Genomic DNA, 14,064 nt, shown 5'->3' with positions numbered 1-14,064 from the left:
TGCAGAAGCATGGGGGGCCGTGAGCTGCGAGCTGCTTAAGCGGGTTGCATGGTTTCCATTGTTCGACTATATTCGAAAAATGGAAACAAATAACGCCCTGGAAGCGCTAGCCGCGCTCGCTCACGCCGTCCGCCTGGCCGTGTTCCGCCTGCTCGTGCAGGCGGGGCCCGAAGGTCTGCCAGCGGGCCGCATTGCTGAATTGATGGAGACGCCGGCCTCGTCGCTGTCGTTCCACCTCAAGGAATTGCACCGGGCGGGCCTGCTGGCAAGCCGGCAGGAAGGCCGGTCGATCATCTACATGGCTCGCTTCGAGACCATGAATGCCTTGCTTGGCTACCTCACCGAGAATTGCTGCGGCGGCGCGCCGTGTTCGCCGGTGCCCTCCTGTTCCGTTGCCGCGGGGTCCTGAATTGGCGAGCAGACCGCGGAGTCGGGCAATGAGCACAGTGCAACGGACTGCCGCGGCAACGCAGGCCAGTGCCATCGGCTTCTTCGAGCGCTACCTGACCGTCTGGGTTGCGCTCTGTATCGTCGCTGGCATCCTGCTCGGCCAATGGCTGCCGGCGGTCTTTCAGGCCATCGGTGCCATGGAAGTCGCCCAGGTGAACCTGCCCGTGGGCGTGCTGATCTGGGTCATGATCATTCCGATGCTGATCAAGATCGATTTTGGCGCCATGGGCCAAGTCGCGGGCCACTGGCGCGGCATCGGCGTGACGCTCTTCGTGAACTGGCTCGTCAAGCCGTTCTCGATGGCACTGCTCGGCTGGATCTTCGTGCGCCATCTGTTTGCGGGCTGGCTACCGGTCGACCAGCTCGACAGCTACATCGCCGGCCTGATCCTGCTGGCCGCCGCGCCCTGCACGGCCATGGTGTTCGTCTGGTCGCAGCTGTGCAAGGGTGATCCGTATTTCACGCTCTCGCAGGTGGCGCTCAACGACGCCATCATGGTCGTGGCGTTCGCGCCCGTCGTTGGCCTGCTGCTGGGCCTGTCGTCGATCAGCGTCCCATGGGACACGCTGATCGCTTCGGTCGGGCTCTATATCGTGATTCCGGTGCTGATCGCGCAGGTCATCCGCAAGGCGCTGCTGGCGCGCGGCGAAGCCACCTACCAGCGTGTCACCGGCGCCTTCGGCCCCTACTCGATTGCCGCACTGCTCGCGACGCTCGTGATGCTGTTCGGCTTCCAGGGCGATGCCATCGTGGACCAGCCGCTGGTCATCTTGTTGCTGGCCGTCCCGATCCTGATCCAGGTACTGCTGAACTCCGGCCTGACCTACCTGTTGAACCGCAAGCTCGGTGTTGCCCACTGCGTGGCCGGCCCTTCGGCGCTGATCGGCGCGAGCAACTTCTTCGAGCTGGCCGTGGCTACCGCCATCAGCCTCTTCGGATTCCGGTCCGGTGCGGCGCTCGCCACCGTCGTGGGCGTACTGGTCGAGGTGCCCGTGATGCTGTTCGTCGTGGGCATGGTCAACCGCTCGCAACGCTGGTACGAATCGCCTTGAGGAACCAATATGTCCGTCACCATCTATCACAACCCTGCCTGCGCCACGTCGCGCAACACGCTGGCCATGATCCGCAATGCGGGCATTGAACCAACCGTCCTGGAATACCTGAGCTCGCCGCCGGACCGACAGACATTGCAGGCGATGATCCGCGACGCCGGGCTTACCGTGCGTGACGCGATCCGCGAGAAGGGCACCCCTTACGCCCAACTGGGCCTCTCGGATCCGGCGCTGACCAATGAGCAGTTGCTCGATGCCATGCTGGCCCATCCGATCCTGATCAACCGGCCGTTTGTCGTCACCGAGCTTGGTGTGCGCCTGTGCCGGCCGTCAGAGGCGGTGCTCGACATCCTGCCTTCGCCCCAGCAAGGCCCTTTTACCAAGGAAGACGGCGAAGTCGTGATCGACGGGCAAGGACGGAGAGTCAAGTGAACCCGGATCTGCCCAATGTCGTACCGGCCGTGCTCGATACACCGGATCTGCGCAAGCTGGAGCCGGCGCGCATCAGCGACCACCCGCCGCGCATCCTTTTGCTCTACGGTTCGCTGCGCGAGACGTCGTACAGCCGCATGCTCGTGCAGGAAGCCGAACGGATCCTGCGGCACTTCGGCGCGCAGACCCGCGTGTTCGACCCGGACGGCCTGCCGATGGCCGACAGCGTGCCAGCGGATCACCCCAAGGTGGCCGAGCTGCGCGAGCTTTCGGAGTGGTCGGAGGGTCAGGTGTGGTGCAGTCCCGAGCGCCACGGCACGCTGACTGCCGTCTTCAAGAATCAGATCGACTGGCTGCCGCTGGAGCTGGGCGGGCTGCGGCCGACACAGGGGCGTACGCTGGCCGTGATGCAGGTCTGCGGCGGCTCGCAGTCGTTCAACGCCGTCAACGCGCTGCGCGTGCTGGGGCGCTGGATGCGCATGGTGACCATCCCGAATCAGTCGTCTGTCGCCAAGGCATACCAGGAATTCGACGACAACGGCCGGATGAAGCCATCTTCCTACTATGACCGGGTGGTCGACGTCATGGAGGAACTCTACAAGTTCACGCTACTCATACGCGATCGCAGCGACTACCTGACCGACCGGTACAGCGAGCGCAAGGAAGCGGCCCCGTCAGCCGCCACGGCGCTCGCGGCGGCTGCCATGAGCCACGAGAACGAAGCCCAGGCGGGCGACAACGATAGCGGCGAAGTCGAATAAGCAGTGCCGTTGGCGTTGCGAGCATGGCGGGCAGGTGGTAACTCCGGGCATCGGCATGGGCGCAAGCCTCTGCGAAGCCGCGTCTGCCACGCTGGTCGCGCTGCACGGCAATCGTTCGCCGGGTGCCATCGCAGGGATCACGCTGATTGCAGGCTTTGCCAGCAACATCGGATGGCCGCTGCCGACTTTCATGGAGGCGCAAATACCAGCTTCGGGACGTGACAAGCGCCAGCGACAACAGCGACCCGTTGTCGCACCCTCCCCGATCCCTCGTCTCCACCTCCCTGTTTCGTACTAAACTTTCACAACTTTCTAAAAATTCGAAACAGACAAGCCATGCAACTCTCGCCCCTGGTCCAGCGCTTCGTGCTCCATTTCGGCGAAATGGGCAGCCGCTGGGGCATCAACCGCACGGTCGGGCAGATCTATGCCCTGCTGTTTACCGCCTCGCGCCCGCTCAACGCGGACGAGATCGCCGAGGCGCTGGCGTTCTCGCGCTCCAATGTCAGCATCGGCCTGAAGGAGCTGGAGTCGTGGAACCTGGTGCGGCTGTCGCACCAGCCGGGCGACCGCCGCGAGTATTTCTCGGCGCCGGACGATGTCTGGGCCATCTTCCGCACGCTGGCCGAGGAGCGCCGCCGCCGCGAGATCGACCCGACGCTGTCGATGCTGCGCGAGGTACAGCTCGAGTCGCCGACCACGGCCGACGACCGCCATGCGCAGGCGCGCATGAAGGAGATGTACGGGCTGATCGTGCTGGTGACGAGCTGGTTCGGCGATATCCAGAAGCTCGACGTGGCCACGCTGGAGAAGCTGATGAAGCTGGGCTCCAGGGTCAACAAGCTGCTGGAGGTCAAGGACAAGCTCAGCAGCGCCATCGGCGGCAAGGCGCGCGCCGGTGCCACCCCGGCTACCACGGCCACTCCGGCCCCCGAGGCAAAGCCCAAGGCCAGGCCGGCCCGTACCCGCAAGGAGTAATTGCATGTTCTCGTCGCTCGACCCGGTGGTGCTGGCGCGCGTACAGTTTGCCGCCAACATCACCTTCCACATCCTGTTTCCCACCATCAGCATCGCGCTGACCTGGGTGCTGCTGTTCTTCAAGCTGCGCTTCAACAAGACCGGCGACGACCGCTGGATGGCGGCCTACCGTTTCTGGGTGAAGATCTTCGCGCTGACCTTCGCGCTGGGCGTGGTGAGCGGCATCACCATGAGCTTCCAGTTCGGCACCAACTGGCCGGGCTATATGGAGACCGTGGGCAACGTGGCCGGCCCCCTGCTGGCCTACGAGGTGCTGACCGCGTTTTTCCTGGAGGCCACCTTCCTCGGCATCATGCTGTTCGGCATGCGCCGCGTGAGCAACCGCACGCATACCGTCGCCACGCTGCTGGTTGCCGGCGGCACCACGCTGTCGGCGTTCTGGATCCTGGCGCTGAATTCGTGGATGCAAACCCCGGCCGGCTTCGAGATGATCGACGGCCGCGCGCACGTGACGAGCTGGCTGGCGGTGATCTTCAACCCGTCGTTCCCCTACCGCCTCGTGCACATGCTGCTGGCCTCTGGCCTGACCGTGGCGTTCCTGCTGGCAGGCATTTCGGCCTACCGCTGGCTGCGCGGCGACCGCGCGCCTGAGGTGCTGTCGTCGCTGCGCACGGGCGTGGTCATCGCGGCGGTGCTGATCCCGCTGCAGATCGTCGCTGGCGACCTGCACGGCCTCAATACGCTGCACCACCAGCCGGCCAAGATCGCCGCCATGGAAGGCATCTGGAAGACGGAGAAGGGCGCGCCCGCGGTGCTGTTCGGCCTGCCCAACGCCACCACGCAGCGCAACGATTTCGAGATCGCCATCCCCAAGCTGGCCTCGGTCTACCTGACCCACAGCGCCGACGGCGAGATCAAGGGCATCGACGCGTTCGAGGGCGCGCACCCGCCGGTGGCGCCCTTGTTCTTCGCGTTCCGCATCATGGTGGGCGTGGGCCTGCTGATGCTGGCGGTGTCGTGGACGGCGGCCTGGCAGTTGCGCCGCCACGGGCAGCCCTCGCGCTGGATGGCGCGCGCGCTGCTGGCGATGACATTCTCGGGCTGGGTGGCGCTGGTGGCGGGCTGGTACGTCACCGAGATCGGCCGCCAGCCCTACCTGGTGTACGGCGTGCTGACCACGGCGCAGGCCGCCTCCAAGGTGCCGGCCATGATGATCGGCGCCACGCTGGCGATGTACCTGGCGCTCTACGCGGCGCTGATCGCGGCGTACATCTCGGTGGTGTTCTACCTGGCGCGCAAGGCGGGCAGCCCCGACCTGGACGCGTCCGGGCTCGAAACCCCTCGCGCCGTGCTGCCCGGCGAACTGCGGAGCGCAGAATGAACGACCTGACCCAACCCGCCGGCTGGATGCCGCTGGTGTTCCTGGCCCTGATGGGCGTCTCCATGCTGATCTACGTGATCCTGGACGGCTACGACCTTGGCGTGGGCGTGCTGCTGCGCCGTGCCGACGATGCCGACAAGGACACCATGATCGCCTCGATCGGCCCGTTCTGGGATGCCAACGAGACCTGGCTGGTGCTGGGCGTGGGCTTGCTGCTCACGGCCTTCCCGATCGCGCACGGCATGATCCTCACCCAGCTCTACCTGCCGGTGGCGCTGATGCTGGCCGGGCTGATCATCCGCGGCGTGGCGTTCGATTTTCGCGTGAAGGCGCGCGCGCACCACAAGCCGTGGTGGAACCGCGCGTTCTACGCGGGCTCGCTGCTGGCCAGCTTCTCGCAGGGGCTGATGCTGGGCCTGTACATCACCGGCTTCCGGCATGGCTGGCTGGATATCGCCTTCGCGGTGGTGGTGGGGCTGTGCCTGGTGGCGGGCTATTGCTTGCTGGGCGCGGGCTGGCTGATCATGAAGACCAGCGGCAGCCTGCAGCGGCGCGCCATGTACTGGGCACGGCGCAGCCTGTGGCTGACCGGCACCGGCGTGACCCTGATCTCGGTGGTGACGCCGCTGGTGAGCCAGCGCATCTTCGACAAATGGTTCTCGCTGCCCAACATCATCCTGCTGGCGCCGATCCCGCTGGTGACGGTGGCGCTGTTCGTGATCCTCGACCGGCTGCTGCGGCGCATGCCGGCCTGGCTCGAACGCGGCAACGATCGCTGGTGCTGCGTGCCCTTCGCCGGCACCGCCGTGATCTTCCTGATGGCGTTCAACGGCCTGGCCTACAGCATCTTCCCCTACCTCGTGGTGGACAAGATCGACGTCTGGCAGGCGGCCAGCGCGCCCGAATCGCTGGGCGTGATCCTGGCGGGCGCGGCCGTGGTGCTGCCGACCATCCTGGGTTACACGCTGTACGCGTACCGTGTATTCTGGGGCAAGGCGACCGACCTGCACTACTACTGAAGCATGCGGACCGGGCGCCCGGCCCGGCAGGCGGCCATATCGACAAGGACAGACAGCAACTCATGAGCGGCTCGCAAGGCCAACAACCCGGCACGCCCCCCACCATCCCCGAGGCCGGCCCCCTGCCCCGCCGCCTGCTCAACCGCCTGCGGGCCCGCGCGGGCGCGCAGGTGCGCGGCCTCACGCGCAGCAACTCCGGTCTCAGCCTGGACTACGACAACCCGCCCGGCGACCCCGGCCTGTTCGGCCCGGACGCGGTCTGCTGGCGCGTGCACGCGGACTTTCCCGCGATGCTGGCCGGCGGCGTCAGCGCCCTGCTGCTGCAGACGCTGCACCCGCTGGCGCTGGCCGGCGTGTGGGACCACTCCACGTTCCGCACCGACATGCAGGGCCGGCTGGGCCGCACCGCGCAGTTCATCGCGGGCACCACGTATGGCAACCGCGCCGACGCGCTGGCGCTGATCGACCGCGTCAGGCGCATCCACACCCAGGTCAAGGGCACGGCGCCGGACGGCCGCCCCTACGCCGCCGACGACCCCGCGCTGCTCACCTGGGTCCACGTGGCCGAGGTCTCGAGCTTCCTCGGGGCCTACCTGCGCTATGTCGGCCCGCTCCCGCTGGCGGAGCAGGACCGCTACTACGACGAGACCGCGCGCATTGCCGAGATGCTCGGCGCCACCGGCGTGCCGCGCAGCGCGGCCGCCATCGCGGCCTACCTGGAGCGCATGCGCCCCGAACTGGTGGTAAGCGAGCGCACACATGAAGTGGTGCGGCTGGTCATGGCGATGCCCGTGGCCAGCCCGCTGCTCAAGCCGGCGGTGCGCATCATGGCCGACGCGGGCATTGCCCTGCTGCCGCGCTGGGCCCAGCGCGAGCTCGGCCTGCACGGCGCCGCGGCCCTGCGCCTGCCGGTCTCGCTGGCGGGCATGCGCATGCTGGCACCGACGCTGCGCTGGGCGCTCGGCAACGGCCTGGCCGCCCGCGCGCGCCGGCGCGCGCTCAAAGCGGCACCCGTGGCGTCGGCCCAGGCCTCCTGAGCGGCAGCATCCCTCCCTGCAGGCCTCGTCTTGCGGCGGCGCACACGTGCGCCCGCCGCTGCACGCGCTCGCGCCTGTCCCACGATCTACGCGTAAACCCCCGGATTGACTTCGCCGTCGCACCTTAATATTCTTTTATGAACGCTACGTTCATTTTTGAACATAAACAAGGTCAGGACATCGCACGGCGACAGCGCGCCACGCGCAACTGACCGCATCCCGCGACGCCCCGGAAAAGGAAAGAGCATCATGGCTTCACGAAAGATTGGCATCAACGGCGCCGGCATCGGCGGACTGGCCGCGGCGATTGCGCTGCGCAAGCTTGGCCAGGACGTGGTGGTGTTCGAGCAGGCGGCGCGCTTCGCGCGCGTCGGGGCCGACATCAACCTCACGCCGAACGCCGTGCTGGCGCTGGACGGGCTAGGCGTGGGCGACGCGCTGCGCGAGACCGCCGCGCGCCCCACCCACCGCATCAGCCGCCAGTGGGATACCGGCGAAGAGACCTCGCGCCTGGCCATGAGCGACGAGGCCGAGATCCGCTACGGCGCGCCGCAGCTCACCATGCACCGCGGCGACCTGATGACCGCGCTCGAAGGCGCGCTGCCGTCCGCGTGCGTGAAGCTGGGCAAGAAGGCCACCGAGATCATCCCGCGCGAAGCCGGCGCCACCCTGCGCTTTGCCGACGGCACGCAGGAAGACGTGGACGTGCTGATCGGCGCCGACGGCATCCACTCGGCCGTGCGCGCCGCCATCCTGGGGCCCGAGCACCCGGTGTTCACCGGCGTGGTGGCCTACCGCGCGGTGGTGCCGGCCGAGCGCCTGTCGGTGCCCAACCTGCAGGCCTTCACCAAGTGGTGGGGCCCGGAAGCGACCTCGCAGATCGTCACGTTCCCGCTCAACCGCGGACGCGAGATCTTCATCTTCGCCACGGTGGCGCAGGACGCCTGGCGCCATGAATCGTGGACCACGCCGGGCCGCGTGGAAGATGTGCGCGCGGCGTATGCCGGCTTCCACCCCGAGGCGCGCGCCCTGCTCGACGCCTGCGACGACGTGCTGATCTCCGCGCTGTACGTGCGCGACCCGCTGCCGCGATGGTCGGCGGGCCACATCGCGCTGCTGGGCGATGCGTGCCACCCGATGATGCCGTTCATGGCACAGGGCGCGGGCATGGCCATCGAGGATGGCGTGGTACTCGCGCGCTGCCTGGCCGATGCGCAGGACGGTGACGTCCCGGCCGCGCTGGCGCGCTACCAGGCCGCGCGCCACGCACGGACCAGCCGCGTGCAGATCGGCTCGCGCAGCAATGCGTGGCTCAAGGAAGGCGGCAACGCCGACTGGGTGTACGACTACAATGCGTGGCAGGTTGCGCTCGGCTGAAGCGATTCGGCGGGGCCGCACCGCGACCCGCCCACCAGGATCCATGCGCAAGACATCCAAGCCAGCCCAGAGCGCCGCGCCATCCGCGGCCGAGACCGAGACCGCCGCGCCGGCGGCCCCCGAGATCACCGGTGACGACGACAAGCCGCAACTCGTCGGCCCCGTGATCCGCGCATTGCGGCTGCTGCGCTTCGTGGCCGAGGGCGGCTCCACCGCGAACCTCAGCGAAGTCGGCCGGCGCATCGACGTCAACCGCGTCACCGTCATGCGTCTGCTCGACACGCTCGAGCACGAGGGCATGCTGGAGCGGCTGCCGCAGGGCGGCCACCAGCCCGGCTTCGATTTCCTCAAGCTCGGCGCCCGCGTGCTGGCCGGCAAGGACCTCACCGTCTTCGCGCGGCGCGTGCTGGCCAGCCTGAGCGAGTCGCTGCAGTTGTCCGCCTACCTGTGCGTGCTGGACGACGGCAATGTGCTTTACCTGCTGCGCGACATGCCGCAGACGTCGCTGGTCAGCAATATCCAGGTGGGCAGCCGCGTGCCCGCGCACCTCACCACGCCGGGCCGCATGCTGGTGGCGGGATTGTCCGACGGCGCCCTGCGCGCCTGCCTCGGCGACGAGCCGCTCGCCACGGCGACGCCGCAGAGCCCGGCCACCTACGCGCGCCTGGGCGACGTGCTCGCGGCGGACCGCGAGCGCGGCTGCGCGTGGAGCTTCTCCGGGTTCGAGCCCGGCATCGATTCCTGCGCGGCGCCGGTGTTCGATGCCAGCGGCGCCACCGTCGCCGCGATCAGCGTGGCCGGCCCCGATATCCGCTTCGAGCGCGATCCCGCGCTGCGCGAGCGCACCGAGCGCGAGGTCAGGCGCGCGGCGCGCGACCTGTCCGGGCTGCTGGGACATGCCGGCGCCACCCGCGGCGCCCGCGGCGGCAGGCAGATCGCCTAGTCGGATGGCCTAGTCGGATGGCCTAGTCGTTTTGCCGTTTCTTGGCTCTGGAAGGTGTACCGCGGCCCCGCTACATTGGCCGTACGCGCTTAAAGGAACCAGCATGAACGCACCCATCGACATCCAGCATCTCGAATCCCGGCCAGACTGGCTGGCCGCCTTCCCCGTCATGAAGGCGCTGCGGCCGCACCTGCGGGACGCGCAAGCCTTCGCCAGCCAGCTCGAGCGGCAGCACGCCCAGGGCTACCGCTTGCTGGCCGCGCGCCAGCACGGCGAGATTCTCGGCCTGGCCGGCTACCGCCTGCAGGAAAACCTGATCTACGGCCRCTTCGTCTACGTCGACGACCTCGTGGTGGCCGCATCGCTGCAGCGCTCCGGCCTCGGCGCGCGGCTGCTGGACGCGGCGCGGCAACAGGCCGTGGCACGGGACTGCACGCATTTCGTGCTCGATACCGGGCTGCACATGGCACTCGCGCAGCGCTTCTATTTCCGCCAGGGCCTGCTGGCACGCGGCATGCACTTCGTCGAAGCGCTGTCGCAAGGGAGCGAGGCATGATGCGCGCACTGCACGTGAATGCCAGCCCGCATGGCGCCGCGAGCCATGCCCACCGCCTGGCCGGCGAACTGATTGCCAGCCTGCGCGAGTCGCACGGCCCGCGCGCGACGGACTTCCCGCTGATCGTGCGCGACCTCGCGCAAGAGCCGCCGCCGGCGATCGACAAGGCCTACGCAAGCGCCATCACGATGCCACCGGGCAGCAAGCCGGACGCCGCGGCGTTGGCGTGGTCCGAGCGGCTGATCCGCGAGCTCGAGGAAACCAGCCTGCTGGTCATCAGCACGCCGATGCACAACTTCACCGTGCCGGCCTCGCTCAAGCTGTGGATCGACTACGTGCTGCGCATCCACCGCACATTCGCCGCGACGCCGGCCGGCAAGGTCGGGCTGCTGCGGGACCGGCCGACATTCGTGCTGGTCGGCTCCGGCGGCCACATTGCCGGCGAGCGCGCACGGCAGCCGGATTTCCTGACGCCATACCTGCGCCACGCGCTCGCCGCGATCGGCATCCACGACGTGAAGTTCGTGCTGCTGCAGGGACTCGTCTTCGGCGACACGGCCGTGGCCGAGGCGCTCGCGGCGGCCCGCACAAACATCGCGGCCGAGCTGCCGCGCCTGCTCGGCTAGCGCGCTGACCGGGTCCGGGCGGCCGCGGCTGGCGGGCGTCGGGGGCGCTCCCGCCCGCACCAGCCGTCTTCCGCGGCCATCCCTTTCGCGTAAAGACAAGCGGCGGCGCAAGCACGCAGCCGTGCGCGGCGCTCACGGATTGGTGCCGTCCGGACAACAGCATGAGCCCCTGTGCGTATCTACCGCCGGGACGGCGGCACTCGTACGATGCGTTCCTTGCCGCGCAACGCATTTTGCGACGGGCCACCTCGCTGTACATCGTTCCATTCGCGCCGTTACCCCGTCAACGGCACAGTCTCCCTTCGCCCGGCCGGCCGGCCAGGGCCCGGTGAATCGACAGCGATCGCGATGCCAATCACCACCGGAGCATGAAACATGAAGCGTGAACCTCTCCTCTCTGCCGACGGCGCAGGCCGGCGAAACCTGATGCTCGGCGGCGCCGCGGCAACGATCGCAACCGTCCTTCCGGCCGCCGCAGCGGCCGCCACCGGCCGCGTGCCCACGTCAGCCCCCGTTCGTGGCGCGGCCGGAAACCAGTCCGCGGACAGGATCACCACCAAAGACGGCGTCGACATCTACTATAAAGAATGGGGCCCCAGGAGCGGCCCGGCAGTCACGCTCAGCCATGGCTGGCCGCTTTGCTCGGACAGCTGGGAAAGCCAGGCATTCTTCCTTGCGTCGAACGGCTTCCGCGTGGTCGCGCATGACCGGCGCGGACACGGCCGTTCCAGCCAGCCCTGGGACGGCAACGACATGGACCACTACGCCGACGACCTGGCCACGGTCATCAATACCTTGAACCTGAAGAACGTGACGGCGATCGGCTTCTCGACGGGGGGCGGCGAGGTCGCCCGGTACATCGGCCGCCACGGCAGCGCTCGCGTGGCAAGGATCGGCCTGATCTCGGCGGTGCCGCCGCTGATGGTCAAGACCGCCGCCAACCCGGGCGGCGTGCCGATAGAGGCCTTCGACGGGATCCGCGCGGCGATGATCGCAGACCGCTCGCAGCTGTTCCGGGACATCGCGAGCGGGCCCTTCTATGGCTTCAACCGTCCCGGCGCAAAGGCATCCCAAGGGATGATCGAATCATGGTGGCTGCAGGGCATGACGGGCGGCTTCAAGAACACCTACGACTCGGTTCGCGCGTTCTCGGAAACGGACTTTACCGCGGACCTGAAGAAGTTCGACAAGCCGACGCTGATCGTGCACGGCGACGACGACCAGATCGTGCCGGTCRATGTGGGCGGGCGCGCGTCGAAGACGCTGGTCCCGCATGCCATCCTGAAGATCTACAAAGGCGCGCCGCACGGCCTGACCGAGACGCACAAGGATCAGCTCAACCAGGATCTGCTGGCCTTCCTGCGTAGCTGACCGGTCCCTCGGGAGCAGATCGGCGGGCGCACCTGTGGCCGCCGGGCTGCCTCCGGATTCCTTGCCGGCGGCCCGCACCCCGGCCCTGCGCGCTGCCACACTGCCGCGAGATGCATACCATGCACCTGGGAAAGTCGTACACGTTGTCCGAGTTCGTGTTCTGGTCGAGAAGGCAGATCTATGCCTTGCTCGTATGCGGTGCGCTGCCCATTTTCCTCTATCAGTTCCTCGGGCTGAAATGGCTGTCGATCCCGCTGCCGGTTGTCGTGCTGCTGGGCACGGCCACGTCGTTCATCGTCGGCTTCAAGAACGTGCAGACCTACAACAGGGCACTGGAGGCGCAAGAGATCTGGACTGACATCCTGAACGGCAGCCGTTTCCTGGCCGTCATCTGCCGGGACTTCCCGGCGACGCCAACGGCCGGCCGGGAACTGGTGCTGCGGCATTGTGCATGGTTGACGGCGCTGCGCTACCAACTGAGAAGCCCCAGGGTCTGGGAGAACGCCGACAAGATCTTCAACGTGGAGTACCGGAAGTACTACCGGATTTCCGAGTGGGAGATGCCGTTGGAACAGGCGCTTGCGCCGTACCTGCCGCCGGCCGAGCTTGCGTCGCTTCTGCAAGCCGACAACAAGGCAACCAGCCTGCTGGGCGCGCAGGCCGCGGCGGTCAAGCGACTCCTGGCCGCCGGCGAGATCAGCCACCCTTTCTATATGGAATTCCAACGGACGTTCCGGGAGTGCTTCCAGCAACAAGGCAGGGCGGAGCGTATCAAGGAGTATCCGTATCCCAGGCAATACGCAGTCATCAATGTCCTGTTTGTACGTTCCTTCTGCTTGCTGCTTCCCTTCGGCATCCTCGCGGAGTTCGAGAAACTCAGCGAGCGCGTTACGGGGATCATGCACGGCAACATGATCTGGCTGGTCATTCCGTTCAGCGCGATGATCTCCTGGATGTATCTCGCGCTGGAACAGGTGGGCGAAAGCACGGAGAACCCGTTCGAAGGAAACGCCAACGATGTGCCCATCACACGGATTTGCCGGCAGATCGAATGCGAACTGATGAACCTCCTGGGCGACGAGCCCGTGTCGCCCGAGCCGGAGTCGGACGGCCACATCGTTCTCTAGTCTCTAGACGAACAGCCTAGAAGGACGGGACCCCCGCAAGCTTGTCGGGATTGCGCACGACGTAGATCGTGGCGATGCGCCCCGCGTCGATGCTCAAGGCGTGTGCCGATTCGATCTTGCCGTCCACATAGCGCAGGAGGCCCGGCATGCCGTTGATGCGGGCCGCCCGGTAGCGCACCCGGCCCGGTACCGCGCGCAGGGCGGACCGGTAGACGCCGGCAATCCGGGCCGCGCCGCGCAGGACGCGCCCGCGCGATGGCCCCTTGCCGTCGCCGTCGGCAACCAGGACGGCGTCTGGCTCGAGCATGGACCGCATCGCCGTACAGTCGCCGGCGCTGGCGGCCTCCATGAAGCGCGCCAGCAATGCGCGATGTTCCTGTCTGGATGCGTCATAGCGCAGCCAGCTTGCGCGGACGTGCTCGCCGGCGCGGTCCACGATCAGGCGGCAGGCCGCGCCGGTCTTGCCGAGGACGGCGGCGATTTCCTCGTAGTCCAGGTCGAACGCCTGGCGCAGCAGAAACGTCGCGCGCTCGTCGGGAGAGAGGCGCTCCAGGACCCAGAACAGCGCCCCGGACAAATCGCTCGCCAGTGCCGCCTCGGCCTGCGGGGTGTCTTCGCAAAGCTCGACCAGCGGCTCCGGCAGCCACCAGCCGACGTACTCCGCCTGCTCTTGCCCGCGCGAACGCGGGCGATCGATCGGCAGCCTTGTCGTGACCGTGACCAGCCATGCCTGCGCGGAAGGCATGCGGGCATGGTCAGCCTCCTGCCAGCGCAGCCATGCGTCCCTGGCCACGTCCTCGGCCTCGGCCTCGGCACGGATGCCGAGCATGCGATCGGCGATGCCGATCAGGCGGGTTTTCAGCGCGGCGAAGGTCTCTGCGATATCCATAAGCCAGGGGCCATATGAGGAACATTCACCTTAGACGCGCCAGCGCGTTGCCCTGTGACACCGGG

General features: G+C 67.6%; 15 protein-coding genes and 1 pseudogene. 15 read left to right on the top strand and 1 reads right to left on the bottom strand.

From position 1 onward, the window contains the following. Positions 1–79: 79 nt before the first annotated feature. The 15 genes and pseudogenes from AB4Z48_RS11150 (at position 80) to AB4Z48_RS11080 (ending at position 13,110) form a co-directional block, all read left to right on the top strand. A complete protein-coding gene (locus tag AB4Z48_RS11150) occupies positions 80–409 on the top strand; it encodes an ArsR/SmtB family transcription factor (RefSeq protein ID WP_441614073.1) in 330 nt (109 codons plus the stop codon). A gap of 28 nt (positions 410–437) precedes the next feature. Further along, on the top strand, positions 438–1,502 hold the full coding sequence (arsB, locus tag AB4Z48_RS11145; RefSeq protein ID WP_441613987.1) for an ACR3 family arsenite efflux transporter: 1,065 nt from the start codon (positions 438–440) through the stop codon (positions 1,500–1,502). A 9-nt stretch (positions 1,503–1,511) separates the two neighbouring features. Next, positions 1,512–1,934: an arsenate reductase (glutaredoxin) gene (gene arsC / locus AB4Z48_RS11140; RefSeq protein ID WP_441613986.1), complete on the top strand. Its 423-nt coding sequence runs from the start codon at positions 1,512–1,514 to the stop codon at positions 1,932–1,934. Beyond that, complete coding sequence (gene arsH / locus AB4Z48_RS11135; RefSeq protein WP_441613985.1) at positions 1,931–2,695, top strand: arsenical resistance protein ArsH; 765 nt, start codon at positions 1,931–1,933, stop codon at positions 2,693–2,695. The genes arsC and arsH overlap by 4 nt, the downstream gene beginning before the upstream one ends. Positions 2,696–2,741: 46 nt before the next feature. Further along, a pseudogene (locus tag AB4Z48_RS11130) lies at positions 2,742–2,900 on the top strand (MFS transporter); the annotation flags it as partial. Between the two features lie 131 nt (positions 2,901–3,031). Continuing rightward, entirely contained in the window at positions 3,032–3,673 is a 642-nt protein-coding gene (locus AB4Z48_RS11125; RefSeq protein ID WP_441613984.1) for a GbsR/MarR family transcriptional regulator, read from the top strand. A 4-nt stretch (positions 3,674–3,677) separates the two neighbouring features. Beyond that, the gene (locus AB4Z48_RS11120) at positions 3,678–5,054 is read left to right on the top strand and encodes a cytochrome ubiquinol oxidase subunit I (RefSeq protein WP_441613983.1); all 1,377 of its coding nucleotides are present in this window, start codon (positions 3,678–3,680) and stop codon (positions 5,052–5,054) included. Beyond that, entirely contained in the window at positions 5,051–6,073 is a 1,023-nt protein-coding gene (locus tag AB4Z48_RS11115) for a cytochrome d ubiquinol oxidase subunit II (RefSeq protein WP_441613982.1), read from the top strand. Before AB4Z48_RS11120 ends, AB4Z48_RS11115 begins: the two co-directional genes overlap by 4 nt. Positions 6,074–6,135: 62 nt before the next feature. Further along, positions 6,136–7,110 (top strand): oxygenase MpaB family protein, encoded by a 975-nt coding sequence (locus AB4Z48_RS11110; protein WP_441613981.1) that lies wholly within the window; start codon positions 6,136–6,138, stop codon positions 7,108–7,110. A gap of 249 nt (positions 7,111–7,359) precedes the next feature. Next, positions 7,360–8,487 (top strand): FAD-dependent monooxygenase, encoded by a 1,128-nt coding sequence (locus tag AB4Z48_RS11105; RefSeq protein ID WP_441613980.1) that lies wholly within the window; start codon positions 7,360–7,362, stop codon positions 8,485–8,487. A gap of 43 nt (positions 8,488–8,530) precedes the next feature. After that, positions 8,531–9,430 (top strand): IclR family transcriptional regulator, encoded by a 900-nt coding sequence (locus tag AB4Z48_RS11100; protein ID WP_441613979.1) that lies wholly within the window; start codon positions 8,531–8,533, stop codon positions 9,428–9,430. 103 nt (positions 9,431–9,533) lie between these two features. Continuing rightward, on the top strand, positions 9,534–9,986 hold the full coding sequence (locus tag AB4Z48_RS11095) for a GNAT family N-acetyltransferase (RefSeq protein WP_441613978.1): 453 nt from the start codon (positions 9,534–9,536) through the stop codon (positions 9,984–9,986). Beyond that, positions 9,986–10,612, top strand: a complete 627-nt coding sequence (locus AB4Z48_RS11090; RefSeq protein ID WP_441614072.1) for an FMN-dependent NADH-azoreductase — start codon at positions 9,986–9,988, stop codon at positions 10,610–10,612. Before AB4Z48_RS11095 ends, AB4Z48_RS11090 begins: the two co-directional genes overlap by 1 nt. A gap of 375 nt (positions 10,613–10,987) precedes the next feature. Then, a complete protein-coding gene (locus tag AB4Z48_RS11085) occupies positions 10,988–11,983 on the top strand; it encodes an alpha/beta fold hydrolase (RefSeq protein ID WP_441613977.1) in 996 nt (331 codons plus the stop codon). 119 nt (positions 11,984–12,102) lie between these two features. After that, on the top strand, positions 12,103–13,110 hold the full coding sequence (locus tag AB4Z48_RS11080) for a bestrophin family protein (RefSeq protein WP_441613976.1): 1,008 nt from the start codon (positions 12,103–12,105) through the stop codon (positions 13,108–13,110). Between the two features lie 16 nt (positions 13,111–13,126). Here the strand turns inward: AB4Z48_RS11080 and AB4Z48_RS11075 are convergent, their stop codons facing one another. Continuing rightward, the gene (locus AB4Z48_RS11075; RefSeq protein ID WP_441613975.1) at positions 13,127–13,999 is read right to left on the bottom strand and encodes a sigma factor-like helix-turn-helix DNA-binding protein; all 873 of its coding nucleotides are present in this window, start codon (positions 13,997–13,999) and stop codon (positions 13,127–13,129) included. Positions 14,000–14,064: the final 65 nt, after the last annotated feature.

Source organism: Cupriavidus sp. 2TAF22, from assembly GCF_052115045.1.
GTDB lineage: Bacteria > Pseudomonadota > Gammaproteobacteria > Burkholderiales > Burkholderiaceae > Cupriavidus.
Note: the sequence above shows the minus strand (reverse complement) of the source record. Positions and strands in the feature narration are given on the sequence as shown.

Excerpts from the sequence above, each read along its gene's own strand:
- AB4Z48_RS11125 (WP_441613984.1), top strand. The coding sequence starts at position 3,032 with ATGCAACTCTCGCCCCTGGTCCAGCGCTTCGTGCTCCATTTCGGCGAA.
- AB4Z48_RS11150 (WP_441614073.1), top strand. The coding sequence starts at position 80 with ATGGAAACAAATAACGCCCTGGAAGCGCTAGCCGCGCTCGCTCACGCC.
- arsC (WP_441613986.1), top strand. The coding sequence starts at position 1,512 with ATGTCCGTCACCATCTATCACAACCCTGCCTGCGCCACGTCGCGCAAC.
- AB4Z48_RS11090 (WP_441614072.1), top strand. The coding sequence starts at position 9,986 with ATGCGCGCACTGCACGTGAATGCCAGCCCGCATGGCGCCGCGAGCCAT.
- AB4Z48_RS11105 (WP_441613980.1), top strand. The coding sequence starts at position 7,360 with ATGGCTTCACGAAAGATTGGCATCAACGGCGCCGGCATCGGCGGACTG.
- AB4Z48_RS11075 (WP_441613975.1), bottom strand. The coding sequence starts at position 13,999 with ATGGATATCGCAGAGACCTTCGCCGCGCTGAAAACCCGCCTGATCGGC.
- AB4Z48_RS11080 (WP_441613976.1), top strand. The coding sequence starts at position 12,103 with ATGCACCTGGGAAAGTCGTACACGTTGTCCGAGTTCGTGTTCTGGTCG.
- arsB (WP_441613987.1), top strand. The coding sequence starts at position 438 with ATGAGCACAGTGCAACGGACTGCCGCGGCAACGCAGGCCAGTGCCATC.
- AB4Z48_RS11115 (WP_441613982.1), top strand. The coding sequence starts at position 5,051 with ATGAACGACCTGACCCAACCCGCCGGCTGGATGCCGCTGGTGTTCCTG.
- AB4Z48_RS11110 (WP_441613981.1), top strand. The coding sequence starts at position 6,136 with ATGAGCGGCTCGCAAGGCCAACAACCCGGCACGCCCCCCACCATCCCC.
- AB4Z48_RS11100 (WP_441613979.1), top strand. The coding sequence starts at position 8,531 with ATGCGCAAGACATCCAAGCCAGCCCAGAGCGCCGCGCCATCCGCGGCC.
- AB4Z48_RS11120 (WP_441613983.1), top strand. The coding sequence starts at position 3,678 with ATGTTCTCGTCGCTCGACCCGGTGGTGCTGGCGCGCGTACAGTTTGCC.